Raw genomic sequence first — 24955 nt, 5'->3', positions numbered from 1 at the left:
TTCGCGAGCTAGATCACGTATGTGAAGGGACGCGGCCATGGTGGCGAAGAAGACCGCCGTACAGCAGCCGGCGTCCGGCAGGGCCACACGTGCCTCCGGCGGTGCGGCCAAGGACGTGAGCGGGGCGAAGAGCGGGCGGGCAGATGCCACGGCGCGCACGGCGAAGCCGGCCGCCGGGGCGGCTCCCGCGAGGAAGACGGCGGCGGGGAAGGACGCCACCGAGAAGTCCGTGACGAAGGCCACGAAGAAGTCCGTGACCGAGAAGGCCGCCGAAAAGCCGGCGGCCCCGAGGACGACGGCCCCGAGGAAGGCGGCCCCGAAGGCGGCCGACGGCGGTGAAGCCGCCGCCGGGAAGGGCACGGCCAGGCGGAGCGCGGTCGCCGAGGCCGCCACCGAGAAGGGCTCGGCCGGCAGGAGCGCGGTCGCCAAGACCGCGACCACGACGACCACGGCCACCACGGCCACGGCCGGGAAGAGTAAGGCCGGGCAGAGCGCGGCCGAGAAGAGCACGGCCAAAACGGCGGGCGCGGCCGAGGCCGCGAAGCAGACGGGAGCCACGACAGTGGTTGCGAAGAAGACTCCTGGCACGCCCACGACGGCGACGGCCCTCACCGAGGCGCGGATCGCCACGGTGGAGCCGGGCGAGCTCGCGGTACGCCCCGGTGAGGACCCATGGACCCCGGAGGAGGTCGAGGAGGCCCGCGCGGAACTGATGTCCGAGGACGCCCGGCTGCGCGCCGAGATCAGCTCCTCGGAGGCCTCTCTGGTGGGCCTCATGCGGGACTCCGGGGACGGCGCCGGCGACGACCAGGCGGACACCGGCACCAAGAACATCACGCGCGAGCACGAGCTGGCCCTCGCGGCCAACGCGCGCGAGATGCTCATCCAGACCGACCGGGCGCTGGAGAGGCTCGAAGCGGGCACCTACGGCCTGTGCGAGAACTGCGGCGAGCCCATCGGCAAGGCGAGGATGCAGGCGTTCCCGAGGGCCACGCTGTGCGTGGAGTGCAAGCAGAAGCAGGAACGCCGGTACTGAGGGCGCCCGGGGACGTGCCGTACCCTCGTCTCCAGTCAGGTACTAGGCGAGGGACTCACGTGGCAGAGGCGGAGCGCATCATCGGTACGCCGGACACCCCAGAGGCGGCGGGGGCCGGGCCGGAGCAGGACCAGACCGCTCGGCCCCGGGGCAGGCGCCGGATCGCCGTGCTGTTCGCGGTGGCCGCCCTGGCGTACCTGCTCGATCTGGGCAGCAAGCTGCTCGTGGTGGCCAAGCTGGAGCACCACCCGCCGGTCGAGGTCTTCGGCGACTGGCTGAAGTTCGAGGCGATCCGCAACGCGGGCGCGGCCTTCGGCTTCGGCGAGGCCTTCACCGTGATCTTCACGGTGATCGCGGCGGCCGTGATCGTGGTGATCGCGCGCCTCGCCCGCAAGCTCTACAGCCTGCCGTGGGCGGTCGCGCTCGGCCTGCTGCTGGGCGGCGCGCTCGGCAACCTCACCGACCGGATCTTCCGCTCGCCGGGGATCTTCGAGGGCGCGGTCGTCGACTTCATCGCGCCCAAGAACTTCGCCGTCTTCAACCTGGCCGACTCGGCGATCGTATGCGGCGGAATCCTGATCGTGCTGCTGTCCTTCCGGGGCCTCGACCCGGACGGGACCGTCCACAAGGACTGAATCCCTCCGCAAGGACCGAACGCGTCCGCAAGGACCGATTCCGTCCACGCGGGGCGGGCCCCGGGGAGGCCGGGGGCGAGCACGCGTACGGGACTGTCTCACCCGTCCGGCATACTCGACGGGTGAGCACGATTCCCGAGATCCGTACCCTGCCCGTGCCCGACGGCCTGGAGGGCGAGCGCGTCGACGCCGTCATCTCCCGCATGTTCGGCTTCTCCCGCACCAAGGCCGCGGAGCTGGCCGGGGCGGGCAAGGTGCTGGTCGACGGCGCGGTCGTCGGCAAGTCGGAGCGGGTGCACGGCGGCGCCTGGCTCGAGGTCGAGATGCCGCAGGCGCCCGCCCCGGTGCAGGTCGTCGCGGAGCCGGTCGAGGGCATGGAGATCGTGCACGACGACGATGACGTGGTCGTGATCGTCAAGCCGGTGGGCGTGGCCGCGCACCCGTCGCCGGGCTGGACCGGGCCGACGGTCATCGGCGGGCTGGCCGCGGCCGGGTACCGCATCTCGACCTCCGGCGCCGCCGAGCGCCAGGGCATCGTGCACCGCTTGGACGTGGGCACCTCGGGCCTCATGGTGGTCGCCAAGTCGGAGTACGCGTACACCTCGCTCAAGCGCCAGTTCAAGGAGCGCACGGTCGACAAGCGCTACCACACGCTCGTGCAGGGCCACCCCGATCCCACCAGCGGCACCATCGACGCGCCCATCGGCCGTCATCCCCAGCACGACTACAAGTGGGCGGTCACGGCCGACGGCAAGCCCTCCGTCACGCACTACGACCTCATCGAGGCGTTCCGCGCGGCCTCCCTCCTCGACGTCAAGCTGGAGACCGGCCGCACCCACCAGATCCGCGTCCACATGGCCGCCCACCGCCACCCCTGCGTCGGCGACCTCACCTACGGCGCCGACCCGACCCTCGCCAAGCGGCTGCACCTGACCCGCCAGTGGCTGCACGCCGTGCGCCTCGGCTTCGAGCACCCCGGCGACGGGCAGTGGGTCGAGTTCGCCTGTGACTACCCGGCCGACCTGCAGAGCGCCCTGGACCAGGTCCGCGAGGAGACCTACGGATGAGCCTGCCGTCCTACCGGGTGCGGGTCGCCGAGCACGCCGCCGACCGCGAGGCCTGCTTCGCCCTGCGCAAGGAGGTCTTCGTCCGCGAGCAGGGCGTGCCCGAGGACCTGGAGTACGACGAGTACGACGCCGTCGCCGTGCACCTGCTGGCGGTGCGCGAGGACGGGGTCGCCCTCGGCACCGGACGGCTGCTGTACGGCGAGGCGGCCGCGGCGAAGACCGGCGGCGACTCGGCGGTCGGCTCCCTGGGACGGCTCGCCGTGTCTTCGGAGGCTCGCGGACTCGGCATCGGCGTCGCGCTGGTCCAGGCCGTCGAGGAGGCCGCACGCGCGCTGGGGCTGGCCGCGGTGGACCTGCACGCGCAGACCCACGCCCTGGGATTCTACGAGCGGCTGGGGTACGAGGCGTACGGGCCCGAGTACCCGGAGGCGGGGATACCGCACCGGGCGATGCGGCGCACGCTGTAGCCAGGAGCGGCACGCCCTGTGGCCGGGAGCTGCGCCCGCTGTGGCCGGGAGCGGCGCCCGCTGGCCGGGAGGCCGTAATCGCTGGTCGCCGCGGTGGCGTGGCAGGCTGGAGGCCTGCCGTCCGTCCGTCGACCCGCCCGGAGCGCTGACCGTGGATCAGTTGGCCCTGTTGTTCGTGCTCTTGCTCGGGGCCCTGGTGAGCGTCCCTGTCGGAGACCGGTTCGGACTGCCGGCGCCGGTGCTGATGACGCTGCTCGGGATCGTCCTCGCCGTGCTCGACTTCGTCCCGAACGTCGACGTGCGGCCCGAGCTGATCCTGCCGCTGCTGCTGCCGCCCCTGCTGTACGCGGCGGTGCGGCGGACGTCCTGGCGACAGTTCGCGGCCAACCGGCGGCCGATCTTCCTGCTGGCCGTGGCGCTGGTGTTCGTCACCATGGCCGCGGTGGCCGCCGTGGCCGGCGCGATCGTGCCGGGGCTGCCGGTCGCCGCGGCCTTCGCGCTCGGCGCGCTGGTCGCGCCGCCCGACCCGGTCGCGGCCACCGCGGTCGCGGGACAGCTGGGGCTGCCGCGCCGGCTGGTGTCCATCCTGGAGGGCGAGGGCCTGTTCAACGACGTGACCGCGATCGTGCTGTACCACGTCGCGATCACCGCCGTCGTCACCGGTTCCTTCTCGGCCTGGCGGGCCGGGCTGGACCTGGTGCTGTCCGCCGTCGTGGCCGTCGTGGTGGGGCTGGCGCTCGGCTGGGGCGCCAACAGGCTGCTGGACCTGCTGGGGGACGCCACCCTGCAGATCGGGCTCACGCTGCTGGTGCCGTACGCCTCCTACGTGCTGGCGGAGGAACTGCACGGCTCGGGCGTGCTCGCCGTGCTGACCACCGCGCTGTTCCTCGCCGAGTACGCCACCGATGCCGACGACGTGATGATCCGGCTCGCCGGGCACACCTTCTGGAACATCGTCGACACGCTCGTCACCGGTGTGGCGTTCGGGCTGATCGGACTCGAACTGCACAACGCGATCCGGACGGCGTCCGGGCGGTGGGGCGAGATGCTCGGGTGGGCGGCGGCGGTCGTGGCCGTGGTGGTGCTGGTGCGGCTGGCCTGGCTGCTGCCGGCCACCTGGCTCACCAAGCGGCTGCACGCCCGGCGGGACCACGACGAGGACATCCCGGCGAGCTGGCGGGAGACCGTCGTCATGTGGTGGTCCGGGATGCGCGGCGTGGCCTCGGTGGCGCTGGCGCTGGCTATCCCGCTGACGACCGACGACGGCTCGCCCTTTCCCGACCGCGACGAGATCGTGTTCATCGCCTTCGGGGTGATCATGGCGACCCTGGTGCTGCAGGGGCTGACGCTGCCGTGGCTGGTGAAGCGGCTCGGGGTGCGCGCCGACACCGAGCGCGAGAAGGACTTCGAGAAGGCGCTCGCGACCCGGGCCGCGAAGGCGGCGAAGAAGCGGCTGCGGGAGATCGAACAGGTGGAGGAGTTGTCGGACGAGCTGTCCGAGCAGATGCAGCGTCGGGCCTTCGACATCGGGCTGCGCATCAGCCCGGAGATCGGCGAGGACGAGCGGCGCGAGGACCACGAGATGCGGGTACGGCGGCTGAAGCGGGTGCGGCGCATCCAGAACGAGATGCTGAGCGCGGCGCGGCACGAGGTGCTGGCGGCGCGCAGCGAGCCGGGGGCCGATCCCGAGGTGGTGGACCGGGTGCTGCGCCACCTCGACGTGCGCAGCATGCGGTGAGGCGGCGGGCGCGGCACCGGCGTGGCCGACGGCGAAGGTGCTCGCCGTCGGCGGCCCGCCGTTTGTAGGGTCTGTCCATGGCTCGCAACGTGGTGATCAGTGGTGGCGGTACGGGGATCGGGCTCGCCGCGGCCCGTGTCTTCGCCGAGGACGGGGACCGGGTGCTGCTGGTCGGGCGCCGGGGCGACGTGCTGGAGCGGGCGGACGTGCCCGGCGCGGCCACGTACGCCGCCGATCTCAGCGACCCGGGTGCCGTGCGCGGACTCGCCGCCTACGTGGAGCGGGAGATCGGCGCCGTCGACGTGCTGGTGCACGGGGCCGGGGGCAACGGGCGGCTCGAGGAGCCGGCCGGCGCCGACGACCCGCTCGACCGTGTCGCGCACGAATGGACCGTCAACTTCCGGCTCAACACCCTGACCGCGGCGCTGCTCACCGAGGGGCTGAAGGACCGGCTGGCCTCTCCCGGCGGGCGCGTGCTGTTCATCAGCTCCATCGCCGCCTGCCGGGGCTCCGGCAGCGGCGCGTACGGCGGGGCCAAGGCCGCGCTGCACCCCTACGCCCACGACCTGGCCCGCGTGCTGGGGCCGCGCGGGATCACCGTGAACGTCGTCGCGCCCGGCTACATCGAGGGCACCGGCTTCTTCGGCCCGGGCATCGACCCGGCCCGCCGCGAACGGCTGGTCGGCGAAACCCTCGACAAGCGCGCGGGCACCCCCGGAGACGTCGCCGCGACCCTGCACTGGCTCGCCTCACCGGGCGCCGGACACATCACCTCGCAGATCGTCCAGGTCAACGGCGGAGCCGAGCGCGGGCACTGAGCCCGCGCACCGAGCCCGCGCACCCGCTCAGCCCCTGCCCTTCCGCTCAGCCCCTGCCCTTCCGCCCGGCCCGTCCGCTCAGCCCCGGCCCGTCCGCGGTGTCTCCTGGGCGCGGCGCACGGCCGCGCCGTCCCGGGCCGCGCCGTCCCGGGCCGCCCGGATGATTCCGTCGGTGGACGTCCGGGGCGGCGGCAGCGTCGCGTCGGCCGTGTTGACGCGGGGCAGCGCGTAGGGGTGGTGCTCGCTCAGCCAGCGGATCATCCGCTCGCGGACCGTCACCCGCACCGTCCAGATGTCGTCCGCGTCCTTGGCCGTCACCAGCGCCCGCACCTGGATGGTGTTCGGGGTGGAGTCCGTGACGGCCACGCCGTAGTCGCGGCCGTCCCAGGCAGGGCAGGAGCGCAGGATGTCGCGGAGCTGCTCGCGCATCGCCTCCACCGGCGCCGAGTGGTCGAGGTGCCAGTAGACGATGCCCGTCATCTGGCTGCTGCCGCGCGACCAGTTCTCGAACGGCTTGGAGGTGAAGTACGACACCGGCATGGTGATCCGGCGCTCGTCCCACGTCCGCACCGTCAGGAACGTCAGCGTGATCTCCTCGACCGTGCCCCACTCGCCGTCCACCACGACCGTGTCGCCGAGGCGCACCATGTCGCCGAAGGCGATCTGCAGCCCGGCGAACATGTTGCTGAGCGTGGACTGCGCGGCGACACCGGCGACGATGCCGAGGATGCCCGCCGAGGCCAGCAGCGAGGCGCCGGCCGCCCGCATCGCCGGGAACGTCAGCAGCATCGCGGCCACGGCCACCACGCCCACGATCGCGGAGACCACCCGCATGATCAGCTCGACCTGGGTGCGGACCCGCCGGACCCGCGCCGGGTCGCGGTGGACGCGGGCGTAACGGCTGTACGACGTCTCGACGACCGCCGCCGCGATCCGGATCACCAGCCAGGCCGCCGACCCGATCAGCACCAGGGTCAGGGTCCGGCCCACGCCGACCCGGTGCTGCGGCAGCAGGTCCGCCTGGTCGTAGGACCCTCTGAGCAGGGCCGTGCACAGCACGAGCTGGTAGGGGACGCTGGCACGGCGCAGCAGACCCCACAGCGGGGTCTCGTGGTGCCGCGCGTCGGCCTTGCGCAGCAACTGGTCGGTGACCCAGCCGATGGCCAGCGTCAGCACGACCGAGCCGCCGAGCACGATCAGCGGACGCAGTACGTTCTCCATGCCGTCGAACCTAACCGGCACCGGGCGGGCACGAACATGTGACTTTCACGCGTTCCTGGGTACGGCCGCCGGCAGGCGTTGTCAGACCCCGCTGGCACCATGGCCCCATGAACCTCATGCTCTTTCACTCCACCTACGGCCTCAGGCCCGCGGTGCGCCAGGCCGCGGACCGACTGCGCGACGCCGGACACGAGGTGTGGACCCCGGACCTCTTCGAGGGGCGCACGTTCGACACGGTCGAGGAAGGCAGGGCCTGCAAGGACGAGATCGGCCAGGACGAGCTGCTGAGACGGGCCGTGCTGGCCGCCGCCCCCTACTCGGAACGCGGACTGGTGTACGCCGGGTTCTCCCTCGGCGCGGCCGTCGCCCAGACCCTGGCGCTCGGCGACGACAAGGCACGCGGGCTGCTGCTCCTGCACGGCACCTCGGACATCGCGCCGAACGCCTCCGCGGACGGCCTGCCGGTCCAGCTGCACGTGGCCGAGCCGGACGCGTTCGAGCCCGACGACTGGCTGAGCGCCTGGTACCTGCAGATGGGCAGGGCGGGTGCCGATGTCGAGGTGTACCGGTATGCCGGGGCCGGTCACCTGTACACCGACCCCGGCCTGCCGGACCACGACGCGGAGGCGGCCGAGGCCACCTGGCGGACGGCGCTAGGCTTCCTGGAGTCGCTCCGGTGATCCGCTACACCGGGTCGTAGGTCCGTTCCACCTTCTGCGTGCCGCTGCGGGTGCGGTACGAGCGGGCCCACGACGAGGTCGCGTTCGCGGACGTGCGGTCGGACAGGACGTAGTAGTCCATCTGCGCGCGCTCGGCCGTGACGTCCAGGACGCCGTAGCCGTGCCGGTCGGTGTCGACCCAGTGCACGTGCCGGTTGGCGGCCTTGATGATCGGCGCGGCGATCGCGGAGACCGTGCCCTCGGGGACCTTCACGATGTCGTCGAGGTTGTCGGAGGTCACCGAGGTGACCACGAACTCCGTGGCGGCCGAGGCGGACAGCGGGTAGGTGCCGGCGTCCACGGGCACGTCGTTGGCCCACGCCATGTGGATGTCGCCGGTGAGGAAGACGGTGTTGCGGATCGCGTTGGACCGCAGGTGGGCCAGCAGTTCCCGCCGGTCGTCGGTGTAGCCGTCCCACTGGTCGGTGTTGAGGGCGAGGCCCTCCTTCGGCAGCCCGAGCAGCTCGGCGAGCGGCTTCAGCAGGTCGGCGGAGAGGGAGCCGATGGCGAACGGCGAGATCATCACCGAGTTGCCGACCAGCCGCCAGGTGGTGTCGGACGTCTTCAGCCCCGTCTTCAGCCAGTCGAGCTGGGCGCGCCCGGTGATCGTGCGGTCCGGGTCGTCGACCGAGCCGCTGCCGATCTTGGCCTGCTGCGAGCGGAACGAGCGCAGGTCGAGCAGCGACAGGTCGGCGAGCTTCCCGAAGCGCAGCCGGCGGTAGGTGGTGCCGGCGGTCGCCGGGCGGACCGGCATCCACTCGAAGTAGGCCTGCTTGGCGGCCGCCTGACGGGCCGACCAGGTGCCCTCGGCGCCCTCGGTGTGGTTCTCGGCGCCGCCCGACCAGGCGTCGTTGGCGAACTCGTGGTCGTCCCAGATCGCGATGACCGGCGCCCTGTGGTGCAGCGCCTGCAGATCGGGGTCGGTCTTGTACCTGCCGTGGCGGGTGCGGTAGTCGGCGAGCGTGAGGATCTCGTGGGTGGGCGCGTGCGGCCGTACGACGGTCCCGCGGGTGCCGTAGTCGCCGCTGCCGTACTCGTAGATGTAGTCCCCGAGGTGCAGCCAGGCGTCCAGGTCGCCGCGGGCCGCGAGATGGCGGTACGCGGAGAACCAGCCGGCCTCCCAGTTGGCGCAGGAGACCACGCCGAAGCGCAGGCCGGACACCGCCGCGTCCGCCGCCGGCGCGGTGCGGGTGCGCGCCGGCGGGGAGTCGGTGCCGCCCGCGGAGAAGCGGAACCAGTAGTCGGTGGCCGGCTGCAGGCCGCGCACGTCGGCCTTGACGGTGTGGTCGGAGGCGGCGGTCGCGGTGACGGACCCCTCGGCGACGACGTCCGTGAACGCCTTGTCCCGGGCGACGACCCAGCCGACCTCGGTGTCCGGGCCGAGCCCGGAGCCGGGCACGGCCTCGGCGGTGGGGGTCACGCGGGTCCACAGCAGGATGCCGTCGGGCAGCGGGTCGCCGGAGGCGACACCGTGCAGGAAGGCGGGGGTGCCGGCGGCCGCACGGGCGGGCAGCGCGGCGGCCAGTGGGCCGGCCAGGACGGCGGTGGCCGCGGCGGCCTTGACGATCGTACGGCGGCGCGGCGTAAGCGAGTTGACGCTTTCGGCGGGCGCGGATGCTCTGTATCGACTGGTCACGACCGATCAGGTTACTGATCGGTATGAACGGGAGCGGGCGAACTCGGAAAGTTCGCCCGCTCTTCCGCTGAAGGTCGCCTCGGACGGTCCGTCAGCCCTTCAGTGCCGCCCCGACCACCTGGTTGAACTGGTCCACCGTCATGGGCGGGTTGCCGTTGCTGTCGGCGGTGAGCATCTTGCCGTTCATGACCAGGCTCGGGGTGCCGGTGACGCCGTCCTTGTTGGTGTCGAAGGTCTTCGACATGGCGAGCGCCCAGGCGTCGTAGGTGCCCTTCTTCACCGCGTTCTGGAAGCCGGCGTTGTCCTTCAGAGCCGGAACGGTCTGGGCGACCTTGATCAGGTAGTCGTCGCTCTTGAACTTGTCGTCCGACTCCTCGGGGTGCCACTTCTTCGAGTACAGCGCGGTCTTGTACTCCAGGAACGCCTCGTCGCTCACGTTCAGCGCGGCGCCCATGGCGCTCATCGCGTTCTTCGAGCCCTCGCCGCGCGAGCCGATCTGGCCCTTGCCGAGGGAGTCGCCGTCGAGGAACGTGCCGCCGACGTACTGGAGCTTGTACTTGCCGCTGTCGAGGTCCTTCTTCACCGTCGGGCCGACGGTTTCCTCGAACTGGGCGCAGATCGGGCAGCGCGGGTCCTCGTAGATCTTCAGCGTCTTCTTGGCGCTCGCCTTGCCGATGACGACCGTCGTGCCGTCGGTGCCGGTGGTGTTGGCCGGCGCGACGACCTTCTCGTCCTTCACGGCCTCCCAGTGGCCGGGCTTGTTCGCCTGGACGACGGCGTAGCCTATGCCGCCGGCCGCGGCCAGCACGGCGACGACCGAACAGGCCACGATGACCTGCCGCTTGACCTTGGACCGCTTGGCCTGGCGCTCGCGTTCCTGACGCAGCCGCTCACGGGCCGCCGTCTTGGCCGTCTGGGTGTTCCGCTTGCTCATATCGATGATCTCCATGTGGGACGCGCACAGGTGGTGCGCGGGAAACGTGTGGGGGTCTGGCGGTACTCAGCTGTGGTTCAGGCGAACGCGGCCGAGCACGGCGGTCCACGCCGCCCCAGGGAGTGCACGAAGAGCCGGTCGCGGACGACGGCGGACCGGCGGACGGGACGCCGCAGGCGCGCCCGCGCCTCGGCGGGCCGGACCGCCACCGCGGCCACCGCGAGCAGCAGCGGCCGGAACGTGGTCGCGGCGACCGCCCGCAGCAGCTGGGCCAGGGCCCGCTCACCGCGGCGCAGCCAGGCGGCGGCGAGCAGCCCGACGCCGACGTGCGCGCCGAGCAGCAGCCAGGCGGTCGCCGGGTCGGCGTGGGCGAGCAGCACGGTGAGCCGGTCGGCGCCGGTGCCTGTCACGTGCGCCAGCGGGCCGCCGACCTCGGTGCGGCTGCCGCACAGCACGTCGAAGCCGAAGGAGCGCAAGGGGCCCGCGACCGGGCCGCCCGCGCGGCCGTAGCAGAGGTGCTGGCCGGTGGTGAAGACCGTGTCGGCGGCCAGTTCCAGCGGGACCAGCGCGGCGGCGATGCGTCCGAAGCCGCGCTCGCCGCCGGCCAGCGCGTAGGCGGCCGTGAACACGGCGGCGGCGACCGCGGCCACCGTGCTGAGCGGCAGCGGGACCCGTGACAGCAGCACGTGCGACGCGGTGCTGAGCGTCACGACGAGCGCCGTGAACACGGCCGCGCGCACGGCTCTCAGCGGGGTCCCGGATATGTCCATAGCGCAGGAGAGTCTGTCACGCCGTGCCGTAAGGGACCCCTAAAGGGTCCCTGTGCGGCGCGGACCGTCAGAGACCCGGAATCCGGCCGTTGCGGAACAGGTCCACGAAGATCTGGTGGTCGGCACGCGCGCGTGCGCCGTAGTCGTGCGCGAAGTCCACCAGCAGGCCCGCGAAGCCGTCCTCGTCGGCGGCGATCGCCGCGTCGATGGCGCGCTCGGTGGAGAACGGCACCAGCGACTCGCCCGAGGTGTCGTCCGCCGCGGAGTGCATGGTCGCCGTGGCCCGGCCGAGGTCGGCCACCACCTGGGCGATCTCCTCCGGGTCGTCGATGTCGCCCCAGTCCAGGTCCACGGCGTACGGCGAGACCTCGGCGACCAGCTGGCCCGCCCCGTCCAGCTCGGTCCAGCCCAGCCAGGGGTCGGCGTGCTGCTGGAGGGCGCGCTGGGAGATCACCGTGCGGTGGCCCTCGTGCTGGAAGTAGTCGCGGATCGCCGGGTCGGTCACGTGGCGGGAGACCGCCGGGGTCTGGGCCTGCTTGATGTAGATCACGACGTCGTTCTCCAGGGCGTCGGTGTGCCCCTCCAGCAGGATGTTGTACGACGGCAGCCCGGCCGACCCGATGCCGATCCCGCGGCGGCCGACGACGTCCTTGACGCGGTAGGAGTCCGGGCGGGCCAGGGACGCCTCCGGCAACGTCTCCAGGTAGCCGTCGAAGGCGGCCAGCACCTTGTAGCGGGTGGCGGCGTCCAGCTCGATGGAGCCGCCGCCCGGCGCGAAGCGGCGCTCGAAGTCGCGGATCTCCGTCATCGACTCCAGCAGCCCGAAGCGGGTCAGCGAACGGGCGTCGCGCAGCGCGTCCAGCAGCGGGCCCTGCGCGGTGTCCAGGGTGAACGGCGGCACCTCGTCGCTCTTGGCGCCGGTGGCCAGGGCGTGCACGCGCTCGCGGTACGCGCCCGCGTAGATCCCCACCAGCTCGCCGATCTGGCCGTCGCTGAGCGCCTTCGCGTAGCCGATCAGCGCGATCGAGGCGGCGAAGCGCTTCAGGTCCCAGGTGAAGGGGCCGACGTACGCCTCGTCGAAGTCGTTGACGTTGAAGATCAGGCGGCCGTTGGCGTCCAGGTAGGTGCCGAAGTTCTCCGCGTGCAGGTCGCCGTGGATCCACACGCGGGAGGTGCGCTCGTCCAGGTACGGCCCGCTGAAGGTCCGCCCGTCGCCGCGCCCGGCGTGCTCCGCGTCCAGGTCGTGGTAGAAGAGGCAGGCCGTCCCCCGGTAGAACGCGAAGGCCGAGGACGCCATCTTCCGGAACTTCACGCGGAACGCGGCCGGATCGGCGGCCAGGAGCTCGCCGAAGGCGGTGTCGAAGACGGCGAGGATCTCCTCGCCGCGCTGCTCGTCGCTGAGCTGGGGGACCGACATCGCTGGGTGCCTCCTGGTGCATGACATGGGTGACGAGAGAGTCGTCACGTCCAACGGGCGAAGATACGCGGGAGTGCCCGCGACCCACGCATGAAGGTACGCGGCGCGGGCCCGCGAGTGTCAGTGCCGAGGCATAGACTTCGACGCTGACCCCAGGACTGTCCGCCAGCCCGTCGCCCCGTGTTTTCCTTGGAGGCCGCCCCGTGTCGAAGCCGCCGTTCACGCACCTGCACGTCCACACCCAGTACTCGCTGCTGGACGGTGCCGCGCGGCTGAAGGACATGTTCAACGCCTGCAACGAGATGGGCATGACGCACATCGCCATGTCCGACCACGGCAACCTCCACGGCGCGTACGACTTCTACCACTCCGCGAAGAAGGCCGGGATCACCCCGATCATCGGGATCGAGGCGTACGTCGCCCCCGAGTCCCGGCGCAACAAGCGCAAGATCCAGTGGGGCCAGCCGCACCAGAAGCGGGACGACGTGTCCGGTTCCGGCGGTTACACCCACAAGACCATGTGGGCGGTGAACAGCACCGGGCTGCACAACATCTTCCGGCTCTCCTCGGACGCGTACGCCGAGGGCTGGCTGCAGAAGTGGCCCCGGATGGACAAGGAGACCATCGCCCAGTGGTCCGAGGGCATCGTCGCCTCCACCGGCTGCCCCTCCGGCGAGCTCCAGACCCGCCTGCGCCTCGGCCAGTACGACGAGGCCCTGAAGGCGGCCGCCGACTACCAGGACATCTTCGGCAAGGACCGCTACTTCCTGGAGCTGATGGACCACGGCATCGAGATCGAGCGCCGGGTCCGCGACGGCCTCCTCGACATCGGCAAGAAGCTCGGCATCCCGCCGCTGGTCACCAACGACTCGCACTACACGTACGCGCACGAGGCCGGCGCCCACGACGCCCTGCTGTGCATCCAGACCGGCAAGAACCTCTCCGACCCCGACCGCTTCAAGTTCGACGGCACCGGCTACTACCTGAAGTCCACCGACGAGATGTACGCCATCGACTCCTCGGACGCCTGGCAGGAGGGCTGCCGCAACACCCTGCTGGTGGCCGAACAGGTCGACACCACCGGCATGTTCGAGAAGCGCGACCTCATGCCCAAGTTCGACATCCCCGAGGGCTACACCGAGGTCACCTGGTTCAAGGAGGAGGTCCGCCGCGGCATGGAGCGCCGCTTCCCGGGCGGCATCCCCGAGGACCGCCAGAAGCAGGCCGACTACGAGATGGACGTCATCATCTCGATGGGCTTCCCCGGCTACTTCCTGGTGGTCGCCGACTTCATCATGTGGGCCAAGAACAACGGCATCGCGGTCGGCCCCGGCCGGGGTTCCGCGGCCGGCTCGATCGTCGCCTACGCCATGGGCATCACCGACCTCGACCCGATCCCGCACGGTCTGATCTTCGAGCGGTTCCTCAACCCCGAGCGCATCTCGATGCCCGACGTCGACATCGACTTCGACGAGCGCAGGCGCGTCGAGGTGATCAGGTACGTGACGGAGAAGTACGGCGCCGACAAGGTCGCCATGATCGGCACCTACGGCACCATCAAGGCCAAGAACGCCATCAAGGACTCCGCGCGCGTGCTCGGCTACCCGTACGCGATGGGCGACCGCATCACCAAGGCCATGCCCGCCGACGTCCTCGGCAAGGGCATCCCGCTGTCCGGCATCACCGACCCCGCCCACCCCCGCTACTCCGAGGCGGGCGAGGTGCGGGCGATGTACGAGAACGAGCCGGACGTGAAGAAGGTCATCGACACCGCCAAGGGCGTCGAGGGCCTGGTGCGGCAGATGGGCGTGCACGCCGCCGGCGTGATCATGTCCAGCGAGACCATCACCGAGCACGTGCCCGTCTGGGTCAGGCACACCGACGGCGTGACCATCACCCAGTGGGACTACCCGAGCTGTGAGTCGCTCGGCCTGCTGAAGATGGACTTCCTCGGCCTGCGCAACCTGACGATCATGGACGACGCCGTCAAGATGGTGAAGTCCAACAAGGGGATCGACATCGATCTCCTGTCGCTCCCGCTGGACGACCCCACGACCTTCGACCTGCTCCAGCGCGGCGACACGCTCGGCGTCTTCCAGTTCGACGGCGGACCCATGCGCTCGCTGCTGCGACTGATGAAGCCGGACAACTTCGAGGACATCTCCGCCGTCTCGGCCCTGTACCGGCCGGGCCCGATGGGCATGAATTCCCACACGAACTACGCGCTGCGCAAGAACAAGCAGCAGGAGATCACGCCGATCCACCCGGAGCTGGAGGCACCCCTCGAAGAGGTCCTGGCCGTCACCTACGGCCTGATCGTCTACCAGGAGCAGGTGCAGAAGGCCGCCCAGATCATCGCCGGCTACTCGCTCGGCGAGGCCGACATCCTGCGCCGCGTGATGGGCAAGAAGAAGCCCGACGAGCTGGCCAAGAACTTCACCATCTTCCAGGCCGGCGCCCGCAAGAACGGCTACAGCGACGAGGCCATCCAGGCGCTGTGGGACGTGCTGGTCCCCTTCGCCGGCTACGCGTTCAACAAGGCGCACTCGGCCGCGTACGGCCTGGTGTCGTACTGGACCGCCTACCTCAAGGCGAACCACCCCGCCGAGTACATGGCGGCCCTGCTGACCTCCGTCAAGGACGACAAGGACAAGTCGGCGGTCTACCTCAACGAGTGCCGCCGCATGGGCATTCGGGTGCTTCCGCCGAACGTCAACGAGTCCGAGGCCAACTTCGCCGCCCAGGGCGACGACGTGATCCTGTTCGGCCTCTCCGCCGTCCGCAACGTCGGTACCAACGTCGTCGAGTCGATCATCAAGTGCCGCAAGGCCAAGGGGAAGTACGCCTCCTTCCCCGACTACCTCGACAAGGTCGAGGCGGTGGTCTGCAACAAGCGCACCACCGAATCGCTGATCAAGGCCGGCGCCTTCGACTCCATGGGGCACACCCGCAAGGGGCTGACCGCGCAGTACGAGCCGATGATCGACAACGTGGTCGCGGTCAAGCGCAAGGAGGCCGAGGGCCAGTTCGACCTCTTCGGCGGGATGGGCGAGGAGAAGAACGACGAGCCCGGCTTCGGGCTGGACGTGGAGTTCTCCACCGACGAGTGGGACAAGACCTACCTGCTCGCCCAGGAGCGGGAGATGCTCGGCCTCTACGTCTCCGACCACCCGCTGTTCGGCCTGGAGCACGTGCTGTCGGACAAGGCCGACGCGGGCATCGCCCAGCTCACCGGCGGCGAGCACGCCGACGGCGCGGTCGTGACGATCGGCGGCATCATCTCGGGCCTGCAGCGCAAGATGACCAAGCAGGGCAACGCCTGGGCGATCGCCACGGTCGAGGACCTCGCCGGCTCCATCGAGTGCATGTTCTTCCCGGCCACCTACCAGCTGGTGTCGACCCAACTCGTCGAGGACGCGGTCGTGTTCGTCAAGGGCCGCCTCGACAAGCGCGAGGACGTGCCGCGCCTGGTCGCGATGGAGCTGCAGGTCCCCGACCTGTCCAACGCGGGCACCAACGCGCCCGTGGTGCTCACCATCCCGGCGGTGAAGGTGACCCCGCCGATGGTCAGCCGCCTCGGCGAGATCCTCAGCCACCACAAGGGCGACAGCGAGGTCCGCATCAAGCTCCAGGGCCCGACCAGGACGACGGTCCTGCGCCTGGACCGGCACCGGGTGAAGCCGGACCCGGCGCTGTTCGGCGACCTGAAGGTGCTGCTCGGGCCGTCCTGCCTGGCGGGCTGAGCGGTCGAAGCGCGCGAGGGGCGCACCCGGTGCGGGTGCGCCCCTCGTCGGCCATGCCCGGGTGGGCGCGGGCCCGGCTAGTTGTGGCCGAGCTTCTTCGGCTTGCGGCCGTGCTCGACGACGTCGGCGGGGCTGGACGCCTCGGTGGCCACCGCGGCCTGCTGCTCCGCGTGCTCAGGAGCCTGCCGCCGGCTGCGCATCTGGTTCCCGCCCTGCTTGCGGTTCTTGTTCTTGGCCATGGAAATCTGCCTCCTTGTGGGGCATCTGGGGGCCAGGGACGGGATCAGATTCACATAGGCTTACAAGGTGTGCATGTCGGACAATTACCGTGCGTGACAGGGGTCATGGGAGCGCGCGGCTCCGAAACGCCACGCCGAAGATCGAGTTCCGGCCGTTTACCCCCGTGCTGTCGGGCAGACTCGAAGCAAGCCGCAAGCAAACCTCCCGGAAAGAGGGTGGATCGCGTGGACCGCTGCATCGTCCTGGTGGACGCCGGGTATCTGCTGGGGGCCGCCGCCAGTCTCCTCGCCGGGGAGCCCTCCCGGTCGCGGATCACCGTCGACCACACCGCGCTCATCCAGGGGCTGCGCGAGCGCGCCGAGTCCGAGACGGAACGGCCGCTGCTGCGCATCTACTGGTTCGACGGCGCCCCCGACCGCGTCCCGCAGCCCGAGCACCGCAGACTGCGCGTGATGCCCCGGGTCACCGTCCGGCTCGGCGCGCTGACCCGCAGCGACGGACGCTGGGCCCAGAAGGGCGTCGACGCCGCCATGCACGCCGAGCTGACCGAGCTGGCCCGCAACCGCGCCTGTTCCGACATCGTCCTCGTCACCGGCGACGGCGACCTGCTGCCGGGCATGATGGCCGCCAAGGAGCACGGGGTCGCCGTGCACCTGTGGGCCGTGCAGGCCGCCGACGGCGACTACAACCAGTCCGAGGACCTGGTCGCCGAGGCCGACGAGCGGCGCGTCCTGGACCGCGCCTGGATCACCAAGGCGGTACGGGCCAAGGAGGTCGGCGGGGTCTGCGCGCCGCCGCCCGCGCCGCGGCCGGAGATCGCCGCGATCCTCTCCGCGCCGCTGCCGGAGTCCGCGCTCGCGGCCGCCGAGCGGCCCGCCGAGGCGGGCGAGCACCCCCCGGCGGCCGCCGCCTCCCGGAACGGCACGCAGGAGCGGGCGTCCGCGCCCAAGGGCGTGCCGACCCCCAAGGACCTGGCGGCGCTGCGCGCCCCCGGCGTCCAGCCCGCCCCGCAGCCCGCGAGCGCGACGCTGCGCTGGTCCTCCGACCGGGGATGGGTGGACCGGCCGGCCGCCGAGCCGCCGGAGGCCGCCTCCATGCCGACGCTGGCGCAGCTGACCACGGCGGAGCAGCGGTGGGCCGACCGGGAGGAGGACATCACCACGGTCGGCGGCGATCCGTTCGAGGTCGGACAGGTGTTCGCGCGGCGGTGGATCGGGCGGCTGGGGGACCAGGGCCATCTGCAGCGGCTGTCCGGCATGTACCCGCGCATCCCGCACCGGATCGACGGGGAGCTGCTGCGGTACGCGGCGCGGTTCGGACTGCTCGCCCACAAGGACGACCAGATCGACGAGCACGACCGTTACGCCATCCGGGCCGGCTTCTGGCGGGAGCTCGACGCCCGGACCGGCACGGAGCGCGCACCGGCGGCCGAGTAGTCCTCCACCGGTGGTTCTTACCGGTGGTCGGTCATCGGCAGTTGTTCACCGGCGGTCGTTCATCAGTGGCTCTTCACCAGTGGTTCTTTACCGGCGCATTCGCTGTTGTCGACCGCCCCGAGACCTGTCGGGGCGTGCGGACCACGTACCCTCGTCCATTGTGAGTACGCGCGCGGCACAGGCACTTCGGCAGGGTGGCGATGTCGTGTGCGCGGTGCGCGGACTGACCAAGACCTATCCGGCGGTGCGCGGACGGCGGGGCGCTCCCGGGACGCCCGCGGTGCGGGCCGTCGACGACGTGCGGCTGGACGTCCGGCGCGGTGAGATCTTCGGGCTGCTCGGGCCGAACGGCGCCGGCAAGTCCACCCTGGTGCGGCAGCTGACCGGGCTGATGCGTCCCGACGCGGGGAGCGTCGAGCTCCTCGGCCACGACATCGTGCGGCACCCGGAGCGGGCGGCTCGCATCCTCGCCTACCTCGGGCAGGAGTCGACCGCCCTCGACGAGCTGACCGTGGCGCTGGCCGCCGAGACGACCGGGCGGCTGCGCGGGCTTCCGGCGCGGCAGGCGCGGGCCGAGCGGGACGCCGTCCTGGACGAGCTGGGCCTCGCGCCCATCGCCGGGCGGCCGCTGAAGAAGCTCTCCGGCGGGCAGCGGCGGCTGGCGTGCTTCGCCGCCGCGCTGGTCGGCCGGCGGCCGCTGCTCGTGCTGGACGAGCCGACCACCGGGATGGACCCGGTGGCGCGGCGGGCCGTGTGGTCCGCCGTGGACCGGCGGCGGGCCGAGCACGGGGCGACCGTGCTGCTCGTCACCCACAACGTCATCGAGGCCGAGACCGTCCTCGACCGGGTCGCCGTCCTCGACCGGGGACGCGTGATCGCCTGCGACACCCCCGGCGGGCTCAAGGAGCAGGTCGCCGGGGAGGTCCGCGTCGACCTGGTGTGGCGCGAGAAGGCCCCGCTGCACGTGCCCGAGGTGGCCGCGCTCAGGGAGCGGGCCGCCGAGTCCGGCCGCCGCTGGACCCTGCGGCTGGCGCCCGAGGAGGCCCGCGCGGCCGTCGCCACCGTCACCGGCGGGGCCGCCTTCGCCGCGCTGGACGACTTCACGCTGGCCACCCCCAGCCTGGAGGACGTGTACCTGGCGCTGGGCGGCGCCGCGCGGCAGGGACTGGTGAAGGTATGAGCACATGGACCGCCGCATCCGTACGCAACAGGGCCGCCGGAGCGAAGAGGAGCAGCACGACGTGAGTGTCGTACCCGCCGATGTCGCGCCGGGCGCGGCCGCGGGCGAGCAGGAGTCCGCCCGCGGCCCGGCCGAGCTGGGACCGCGGGCGCGGCTGTGGCCGTCCCTCGTGGCCGTGTACCGGGCGCAGCTCTCGCGTGCGCGGGTCGCGCGGATCCCGCTGCTGTTCGTGGCGACCTTCCAGTCGGTCGGGATCATGGTCCTGATGCGGGGGGTGGTGAGCGGCGGTGGTGAGGCCAGGTCGGTGGTGGCCGGGTCGTCGGTGCTCGTCGTGGCGTTCGTCGCGCTGAACCTGCTCGCGCAGTACTTCGGGCAGCTGAGGGCCGGCGGCGGGCTCGACCACTACGCCACGCTGCCGGTGCCGCCCGCGTCGGTGGTGCTGGGGGCGGCGGGGGCGTACGCGTCGTTCACCGTGCCGGGGACCGTGGTGACCGCCGTGTTCGGGTGCGTGCTGTTCGGCCTGCCGCTGACCCACCTGTGGGTGCTCGCCGCCGTGATCCCGCTGGCCGGGGCGGCGCTGGCCGGGCTGGGCGCCGCGCTGGGGCTGCTCGCGCCGCGGCCGGAACTGGCGACACTGCTCGGCCAGTTGGGCATGTCCGCGGCGCTGCTGCTCGGGGTGCTGCCGGCCGACCGGATGCCGGAGGTGGTACGGCTCGCCCGCGACCTGCTGCCGTCGACGTACGGGGTGGAGGCCCTCGCCCGGACCTTCGGGGCGCATCCCGACTGGACGTTCGTCCTCGGCGACCTCGCCGTCTGCGGGGTGGTCGGCGTCCTGTCGCTGGCCGTGGCGACCTGGGCGTACCGCAGGGCGGCCGTCCGGTGACGCGCCGTCCACGCACGCCTGGCACGATGGCAGGGTGACCGCACCGTTGACTCCTCCTCCGCCGCCGCATGATCATTCCCCGCACGACGCATGGCAGGCCTCGCCTCCCGGACACACGGCTTCGGTGCCCGAGGCCGCCGGGTACGGCACGTACGGACAGGACGGCCCCGGAATGAAGACCGAAGTGCGGGAGGCCGCCGTCGTGGCGGTGGCGGTGGCGCTCGGCGGGGTGCCGCTGGGCCTGCTGTGGTGGTGGCTGGCGCCGCATGTGCCGCTGGTCGGGGACGCCGTCGACAAGAGCTGGGTCGTCTACCTCGCCGACAGCGAGGGGGAGCAGGCGATCGGCGTCGACGGAACGTTCACCCTGCTCGCGCTGGCGTTCGGCGCGGTGAGCGCCGCCGTGGTGTTCCTGGCGCGCAGGCGCGGCGGAGCGCCGCTCACCGTGGGGCTCGCGGTCGGCGGACTGCTCGGGTCCCTGCTGGCCTGGCGGCTCGGTGTCTGGCTCGGTCCCGCCCAGGACGTGATCGCCCACGCCAAGCAGGTCGGCGAGGGAGTCAGGTTCTCGGCGCCGCTGAAGCTGGGGGCGAAGGGTGCGCTGCTGGCGTGGTCGCTGGGGGCGCTGCTGGTGCACCTCGGGCTGACCGCGCTGTTCGGGCCGCGGGACCCCGAGCCGTACGAGCAGGGCCCCGTCCCGAAGGATCCCTACGGGGCCCCGCTGGCGTGAGTCGGGCGGGCCGGCGCCCGCGGGCGCGGCGCGGCCCCCGGCGGGGCGCCACCGGCCTCAGTACGACCCCTTACGACCCCTTCGACAGGTCCTCGGCACTCGGCCGGGGACCTTCTCGCGTCGAAGGGCGCGTCGAAGGGCGCGTCGAGGGGTCACGCGCGCCCGATCGGCGCCACGACCGCTTCCGTGAGCTCGGCCAGGTCCGCCGGGGACAGCTCGATCTCCAGGCCGCGGCGGCCCGCCGACACACAGATCGTGGCGTGGCCGCTCGCCGAGGCGTCCAGGACCGTGGGCAGCTTCTTGCGCTGGCCCAGCGGGGAGATGCCGCCGCGGACGTAACCCGTGGTGCGTTCGGCGAGGGCCGGGTCCGCCATCGCCGCGCGCTTGCCGCCGGCCGCGGAGGCGAGTGCCTTGAGGTCCAGCTGGCCCGCGACCGGGACGACCGCCACCGTCAGCCGGCCGTCCACGTCCGCCACCAGCGTCTTGAACACCCGCTCCGGCGACACGCCCATCGCCTCCGCCGCCTCCTGCCCGTAGGAGGGGTGGGCGGGGTCGTGGTCGTAGGAGTGGACCGTGTACGGCACCCCGGCGGCGGCGAGGGCCACCGTCGCCGGCGTGCCCCCGGACTGTTGTTGCTGCTTCTTCGACTTCTTCGCCATCCCGGGCCTTCAGGGTCGTCAGTTGAGGCTGGTCGGACCACGGGTGAGGTCCGACGCGGGCAGTGACGGCAGACTACGGAGGATCGCCGTCTCGGAGCGAAGCAGTCTCAGCTCGTCACGCAGCCGGGACGCGGTGTCCGGAGCCTGCAGCAGACGCTGCTTGGTCGGCGTGTCCAGCATCATCGCGGCCGCCACCAGGTACGACACCACGGACGGCTCGTCCGGCAGCTCCGCCCCCGTGGCCAGCGACCGTTCCCGGGCGCCCGCCAGGCGCTTCTGGTACTGCCGGAAGGCGCGCAGCACGCCCTCCGCCAGCGCCCCGGCCTCGTCGCCCGGCTGCTCCTCCAGCGTCTCCAGCTCCGCCGTCAGGAACGGACCCGACGCGTCGACCGACAGCAGGCGCACCCGGGTGGTGCCCGTCGCCAGCACCTCGAAGGTGCCGTCGGCGCGCTCGCGGACGGTGGCCGCGTCCGCCACACAGCCGATCCGGTGGAACGACTTCGCCGGGTCGGGGCCGAAGCCCGCCGCCGGGCCCCGCTCCGGCAGCGCGGTGGGGTCCGGCATGCCGGGCGCGCTGACGGCCACCTCGTGGCCGTCGCGGATCGCCACGACGGCGAACCGGCGTGGTTCCTCCTCGGGCGTCTTCAGCAGTTCGCGCATCATGGCGCGGTAGCGCTCCTCGAAGACGTTGAGAGGCAGCACCAGCCCCGGGAACAGCACCGAGTTCAGGGGGAAGAGCGGAAGCCGGACGGTGGTCACGGCGCAGAAGCCTAATGGCCGCGGGGGCGTGCGCGTCCGGCACGCCCACCGAGTGGATACCCGGACGGCTCTGCGGGACCCGCCGAGTGGATCTCGTCGCGCGCCCTCAGGAAGGCGGCCAGGGGGTCGTCCGAGACCCGGTCCCAGGGGTAGGACGTGGCGTACGGGCCGATCAGGCCGAGCTGGGCGCGGGCGTCCTCCCAGCGCTCCAGCCGGAGCAGGACGTACATCAGTTTGTTACGGACCTCGGCCGGCCAGGGGTCGGCGGCCGGGAAACGGGCGGACAGCGCGATCGCACGGTCGGCCGCCGCGTCCAGCCGCTCCCGCGCCACTCCGGGGCCCGAGCCGTCGGCCAGGTACCACAGGGCCGCCCGCGCGGGCAGCGCCTGGACGAGGGAGTCCGCGGGGGCGTCCTGGGCGGCCAGGTCGGCGAAGTCGAAGCACTCCCGGTGGGAGCCGCGCCAGGAGTCGGCGAGGTAGCACAGGGCCGCCACATGGCAGCCGTAGTGGAGCGGGGCGCGGCGGACCGCGGCCTCCCACAGCTCCTCGAAGTACTTGTGCCCGGCCCGCGCGCCGCGCGCGTGGTCCAGCGCGATCCGCCACGGCACCGGGTCGCGGTCGTCGCCGCGCGCGGCGGCCGTGATCAGCGGGCTCACCTCGCGCAGCAGCTCCGCGCGCGCCGGGGAGTCCCAGGCGCGGTCCACCGCCAGCTGGGCCTCGACGAGCAGCGCGTCCGGGTCCTCCGGGGCGGCGGCGCGCCAGCCCGCCAGCCACTCGCCGCGGGATCGCGCGAAGGCCGCGAGCCGTCTCGCGTACCGGTCGCGGCTCTCCCACTCGGCGTCCGCGCGGGTAGCGGCGAGCAGCGCCGAGGCGGGACCGTGCTCACCGCGCGCGGCCGCGACCAGCGCGGGCGCCAGCCGGTCGTCCGGCACGTCGAGCAGCACCTCGTCGTCGGCCGGCACCGCGGTGGTGGGGCGGGGGGTCCGGTGCATCCGGCCCGGGCGGATGAACGGGGGGAGCGGAGCCATGGTGCCGACCATTGAAAGACCGCAGGTCAGCCTCGCGCCAGAGGGCATCGGCAAGTCGCGGAAGGTTGTACACAGGGAGGTCAAGGGAAGGTAAAGGGTGGCTGTTGGGTGCCTCTCCGGTGCCTGTTCGCCACCTGTGCGGGCCCGTCCCCGGCTCCGCTGTCCGGGCGTGTCCTCAGTTCCGCCGCAGCAGCCGGGTCGTCCCCGCCGCCACCGTCGTCGCCAGCACCCAGCCCAGCAGGATCATCGCCGCGGCCAGCCACTGCCAGCCGCCGCGCAACCGCCAGAAGCCGGCCTGGCCGAGGTCCACGACCGGGAGCAGCAGGTCCAGGGCGAACAGCGCGGGGTTCCAGACCGGGGCCCCGCCGCCCTCGGCCGGCGGATGGCTCGCGTGCGCGAAGGCCAGGGAGCCCGCAGCCCACAGCACCGCCATCCACACCGCGGCCCGGCCGGGGCGGTAGCCGTAGGCCACCGTCCAGTCCTGCGCGTAGCCCCACAGCTTGGCCGCGGGCGGCAGGGTCTCGCGGCGCCGGCGCTGCTTGGCCAGCAGCACCTCGCGGGCGTCCTCGTCCTCGCCGCCGGCCCGCAGCACGGAGGCCAGCCGCTCGTAGGGTTCCGGGTTGTACTCGGCGGTCGCCGCGGCCACCCAGTCCAGCCGCTCGGCCAGCGGGAACGGGCCCCTGGGCACCAGGTTCTCGTACGTGAAACCGCCCATGTGCAGGTTGCCCGGGCCCGGCCACGCGCTCGCCCGGTCGACCAGGTTGACCACCCGCGCGCCGGACAGCACGACCTTGCCGCGCGACGGTCTCTCCCCGAGGAAGCGCAGCTCGGGCGTCTGCACCCGGCGCAGCGAGAGCTCCTGGTCGTCGGTGAAGACGAACCGGGCCTGCTCGAAGTCGACCGCGTCGCCGAACCGCCCGTCGTCCAGCCGCACCCCGCCCAGGCACTCGAACCGCTGGATCCGGGTGCCGCGCTCCGGGGTCGTGCCGCTCAGCAGCGGGCTGCCGACGCCCGCCGGGGTCAGGTACAGCGTGCGCTCCACGGTCAGCTGCGGGGCGTTCAGCGCGAGCCGCGCGGTGGTGTTGGCCAGCCTGGCGCCGCGCAGGCTCAGCGACACGCCGATCTTCGCGCTGCGCAGGCTCAGCTCGCCATGCGACTCCAGCAGCTCCGCCTGCAGGTCCTGGCCCACCGACAGCCCGTCGCCGGCGATCGAGCGGCCGCTGCGGTCGCGGTGCACGACGGCCTGGTTGAGCATCAGGTCCGTGCCGATCCGGGCGTCGGTGAGCCGCACCCCGCCGCGGAACCGGCACCTCGGCAGGTGCAGGTCACCCTCCGTGTGCACCCGGGCGGCCTCCAGGCGGGGCACGGAGCAGTCGATCAGCCGCACGGTCGTGAAGCGGGCCTCCGGCAGCAGGACGTCCCGCTCGAAACGGCAGCCGCGCAACTCCACGTACGGCACCACTATGCCGCCCGCGAGGTCCAGGGTGCCGCTGATCTGCACCCCGGACAGCTTCAGCGAGGACACCCGGCCGGCCAGCGCGGGCGGGCCGTCCAGCAGCAGCCAGCACACGACGCGCGCCCGCACGGTCCGCTCGGGCCCCCACGGATGTCCGCCGTGCGGGTCGTCGACGACCGCGTCCCCGCTGCTGAGGTCGTACGTGCTGCCGTTGCGGAAGGCCTGCCACATGCCGGCCTCCGCGGCGCTCAGACCGCCCGGTAATTCCCCGGCGCGCACACCGGCCCCTTCGGTCACGTCAGATACATCTCCCTCGTTACGCTCCATGGACACCGCACATCTGTTCTTGTCTCCGTGATGCCCGTTCTGTGACCGTCCGAACACTCAAA

At 72.3% G+C, this 24955-nt stretch carries 22 protein-coding genes; 12 read left to right on the top strand and 10 right to left on the bottom strand.

What is annotated here, in order from left to right; translation table 11 throughout:
• The first annotated feature begins 37 nt into the window (after positions 1–37).
• The 6 genes from ACZ5GT_RS04500 to ACZ5GT_RS04475 all read left to right on the top strand — a co-directional run bounded on the left by ACZ5GT_RS04500 (position 38) and on the right by ACZ5GT_RS04475 (position 5761).
• Positions 38–1036: a TraR/DksA family transcriptional regulator gene (locus ACZ5GT_RS04500; protein WP_469014046.1), complete on the top strand. Its 999-nt coding sequence runs from the start codon at positions 38–40 to the stop codon at positions 1034–1036.
• 59 nt (positions 1037–1095) lie between these two features.
• Positions 1096–1671 carry a signal peptidase II gene (lspA, locus tag ACZ5GT_RS04495; RefSeq protein WP_469014044.1) on the top strand — a complete coding sequence of 192 codons (576 nt, stop codon included), beginning with the start codon at positions 1096–1098 and terminating at the stop codon, positions 1669–1671.
• Positions 1672–1793: 122 nt separating this feature from the next.
• Entirely contained in the window at positions 1794–2738 is a 945-nt protein-coding gene (locus tag ACZ5GT_RS04490; protein ID WP_469014042.1) for an RluA family pseudouridine synthase, read from the top strand.
• Entirely contained in the window at positions 2735–3205 is a 471-nt protein-coding gene (locus ACZ5GT_RS04485) for a GNAT family N-acetyltransferase (protein ID WP_469014040.1), read from the top strand. The genes ACZ5GT_RS04490 and ACZ5GT_RS04485 overlap by 4 nt, the downstream gene beginning before the upstream one ends.
• A 151-nt stretch (positions 3206–3356) precedes the next feature.
• Positions 3357–4943: a Na+/H+ antiporter gene (locus tag ACZ5GT_RS04480; protein ID WP_469014038.1), complete on the top strand. Its 1587-nt coding sequence runs from the start codon at positions 3357–3359 to the stop codon at positions 4941–4943.
• 77 nt (positions 4944–5020) lie between these two features.
• Positions 5021–5761, top strand: coding sequence for an SDR family NAD(P)-dependent oxidoreductase (locus ACZ5GT_RS04475; RefSeq protein WP_469014036.1), 741 nt, complete (start codon positions 5021–5023; stop codon positions 5759–5761).
• Between the two features lie 78 nt (positions 5762–5839).
• On the opposite strand, the gene ACZ5GT_RS04470 is transcribed toward ACZ5GT_RS04475, so the two are convergent.
• Entirely contained in the window at positions 5840–6982 is a 1143-nt protein-coding gene (locus ACZ5GT_RS04470; RefSeq protein WP_469014033.1) for a mechanosensitive ion channel family protein, read from the bottom strand.
• A 38-nt stretch (positions 6983–7020) separates the two neighbouring features.
• Between ACZ5GT_RS04470 and ACZ5GT_RS04465 the strand changes: the two genes are divergently transcribed.
• On the top strand, positions 7021–7662 hold the full coding sequence (locus ACZ5GT_RS04465) for a dienelactone hydrolase family protein (protein ID WP_469014032.1): 642 nt from the start codon (positions 7021–7023) through the stop codon (positions 7660–7662).
• A gap of 4 nt (positions 7663–7666) precedes the next feature.
• On the opposite strand, the gene ACZ5GT_RS04460 is transcribed toward ACZ5GT_RS04465, so the two are convergent.
• The 4 genes from ACZ5GT_RS04460 to ACZ5GT_RS04445 form a co-directional block, all read right to left on the bottom strand.
• Positions 7667–9337 (bottom strand): alkaline phosphatase D family protein, encoded by a 1671-nt coding sequence (locus tag ACZ5GT_RS04460; RefSeq protein WP_469014030.1) that lies wholly within the window; start codon positions 9335–9337, stop codon positions 7667–7669.
• 91 nt (positions 9338–9428) lie between these two features.
• Positions 9429–10271: a thioredoxin domain-containing protein gene (locus ACZ5GT_RS04455; RefSeq protein WP_469014028.1), complete on the bottom strand. Its 843-nt coding sequence runs from the start codon at positions 10269–10271 to the stop codon at positions 9429–9431.
• Positions 10272–10348: 77 nt separating this feature from the next.
• Entirely contained in the window at positions 10349–11041 is a 693-nt protein-coding gene (locus ACZ5GT_RS04450; protein ID WP_469014027.1) for a hypothetical protein, read from the bottom strand.
• 67 nt (positions 11042–11108) lie between these two features.
• On the bottom strand, positions 11109–12458 hold the full coding sequence (locus ACZ5GT_RS04445) for a DUF2252 domain-containing protein (RefSeq protein ID WP_398275880.1): 1350 nt from the start codon (positions 12456–12458) through the stop codon (positions 11109–11111).
• Positions 12459–12661: 203 nt separating this feature from the next.
• Here ACZ5GT_RS04445 and dnaE point away from each other — a divergent pair, with 203 nt between their 5' ends.
• On the top strand, positions 12662–16201 hold the full coding sequence (gene dnaE, locus ACZ5GT_RS04440) for a DNA polymerase III subunit alpha (protein ID WP_469014024.1): 3540 nt from the start codon (positions 12662–12664) through the stop codon (positions 16199–16201).
• Positions 16202–16278: 77 nt separating this feature from the next.
• On the opposite strand, the gene ACZ5GT_RS04435 is transcribed toward dnaE, so the two are convergent.
• A complete protein-coding gene (locus ACZ5GT_RS04435) occupies positions 16279–16440 on the bottom strand; it encodes a hypothetical protein (protein ID WP_469014021.1) in 162 nt (53 codons plus the stop codon).
• Positions 16441–16665: 225 nt separating this feature from the next.
• On the opposite strand from ACZ5GT_RS04435, the gene ACZ5GT_RS04430 reads away from it, so the two are divergent.
• The 4 genes from ACZ5GT_RS04430 (at position 16666) to ACZ5GT_RS04415 (ending at position 20664) form a co-directional block, all read left to right on the top strand.
• Positions 16666–17877 carry an NYN domain-containing protein gene (locus ACZ5GT_RS04430; protein ID WP_469014018.1) on the top strand — a complete coding sequence of 404 codons (1212 nt, stop codon included), beginning with the start codon at positions 16666–16668 and terminating at the stop codon, positions 17875–17877.
• Positions 17878–18082: 205 nt separating this feature from the next.
• Positions 18083–19057 carry an ABC transporter ATP-binding protein gene (locus tag ACZ5GT_RS04425; RefSeq protein ID WP_469014016.1) on the top strand — a complete coding sequence of 325 codons (975 nt, stop codon included), beginning with the start codon at positions 18083–18085 and terminating at the stop codon, positions 19055–19057.
• A gap of 61 nt (positions 19058–19118) precedes the next feature.
• Positions 19119–19940, top strand: coding sequence for an ABC transporter permease (locus tag ACZ5GT_RS04420; RefSeq protein ID WP_469014015.1), 822 nt, complete (start codon positions 19119–19121; stop codon positions 19938–19940).
• A gap of 34 nt (positions 19941–19974) precedes the next feature.
• Complete coding sequence (locus tag ACZ5GT_RS04415; RefSeq protein ID WP_469014013.1) at positions 19975–20664, top strand: AAA family ATPase; 690 nt, start codon at positions 19975–19977, stop codon at positions 20662–20664.
• Between the two features lie 152 nt (positions 20665–20816).
• Here the strand turns inward: ACZ5GT_RS04415 and ybaK are convergent, their stop codons facing one another.
• The 4 genes from ybaK to ACZ5GT_RS04395 all read right to left on the bottom strand — a co-directional run bounded on the left by ybaK (position 20817) and on the right by ACZ5GT_RS04395 (position 24863).
• Positions 20817–21323 (bottom strand): Cys-tRNA(Pro) deacylase, encoded by a 507-nt coding sequence (gene ybaK, locus ACZ5GT_RS04410; RefSeq protein ID WP_469014011.1) that lies wholly within the window; start codon positions 21321–21323, stop codon positions 20817–20819.
• Positions 21324–21341: 18 nt separating this feature from the next.
• Positions 21342–22082, bottom strand: a complete 741-nt coding sequence (locus tag ACZ5GT_RS04405) for an LON peptidase substrate-binding domain-containing protein (protein WP_469014009.1) — start codon at positions 22080–22082, stop codon at positions 21342–21344.
• Positions 22083–22093: 11 nt separating this feature from the next.
• Positions 22094–23122 (bottom strand): hypothetical protein, encoded by a 1029-nt coding sequence (locus tag ACZ5GT_RS04400; RefSeq protein ID WP_469014007.1) that lies wholly within the window; start codon positions 23120–23122, stop codon positions 22094–22096.
• 163 nt (positions 23123–23285) lie between these two features.
• The gene (locus tag ACZ5GT_RS04395; protein ID WP_469014006.1) at positions 23286–24863 is read right to left on the bottom strand and encodes an oxidoreductase; all 1578 of its coding nucleotides are present in this window, start codon (positions 24861–24863) and stop codon (positions 23286–23288) included.
• Between the last annotated feature and the right edge of the window lie 92 nt (positions 24864–24955).

The organism is Streptomyces sp. NPDC031340, from assembly GCF_055569945.1.
The sequence above is the reverse complement of the archived record's forward strand: the minus strand, read 5'-3'. Positions and strand labels throughout refer to the sequence as shown.

Coding starts and splice junctions, on each gene's coding strand:
- ACZ5GT_RS04470 (WP_469014033.1), bottom strand. CDS start 6,982: ATGGAGAACGTACTGCGTCCGCTGATCGTGCTCGGCGGCTCGGTCGTG.
- ACZ5GT_RS04500 (WP_469014046.1), top strand. CDS start 38: ATGGTGGCGAAGAAGACCGCCGTACAGCAGCCGGCGTCCGGCAGGGCC.
- ACZ5GT_RS04485 (WP_469014040.1), top strand. CDS start 2,735: ATGAGCCTGCCGTCCTACCGGGTGCGGGTCGCCGAGCACGCCGCCGAC.
- ACZ5GT_RS04475 (WP_469014036.1), top strand. CDS start 5,021: ATGGCTCGCAACGTGGTGATCAGTGGTGGCGGTACGGGGATCGGGCTC.
- ACZ5GT_RS04445 (WP_398275880.1), bottom strand. CDS start 12,458: ATGTCGGTCCCCCAGCTCAGCGACGAGCAGCGCGGCGAGGAGATCCTC.
- ACZ5GT_RS04435 (WP_469014021.1), bottom strand. CDS start 16,440: ATGGCCAAGAACAAGAACCGCAAGCAGGGCGGGAACCAGATGCGCAGC.
- ACZ5GT_RS04400 (WP_469014007.1), bottom strand. CDS start 23,122: ATGGTCGGCACCATGGCTCCGCTCCCCCCGTTCATCCGCCCGGGCCGG.
- ACZ5GT_RS04455 (WP_469014028.1), bottom strand. CDS start 10,271: ATGAGCAAGCGGAACACCCAGACGGCCAAGACGGCGGCCCGTGAGCGG.
- ACZ5GT_RS04450 (WP_469014027.1), bottom strand. CDS start 11,041: ATGGACATATCCGGGACCCCGCTGAGAGCCGTGCGCGCGGCCGTGTTC.
- ybaK (WP_469014011.1), bottom strand. CDS start 21,323: ATGGCGAAGAAGTCGAAGAAGCAGCAACAACAGTCCGGGGGCACGCCG.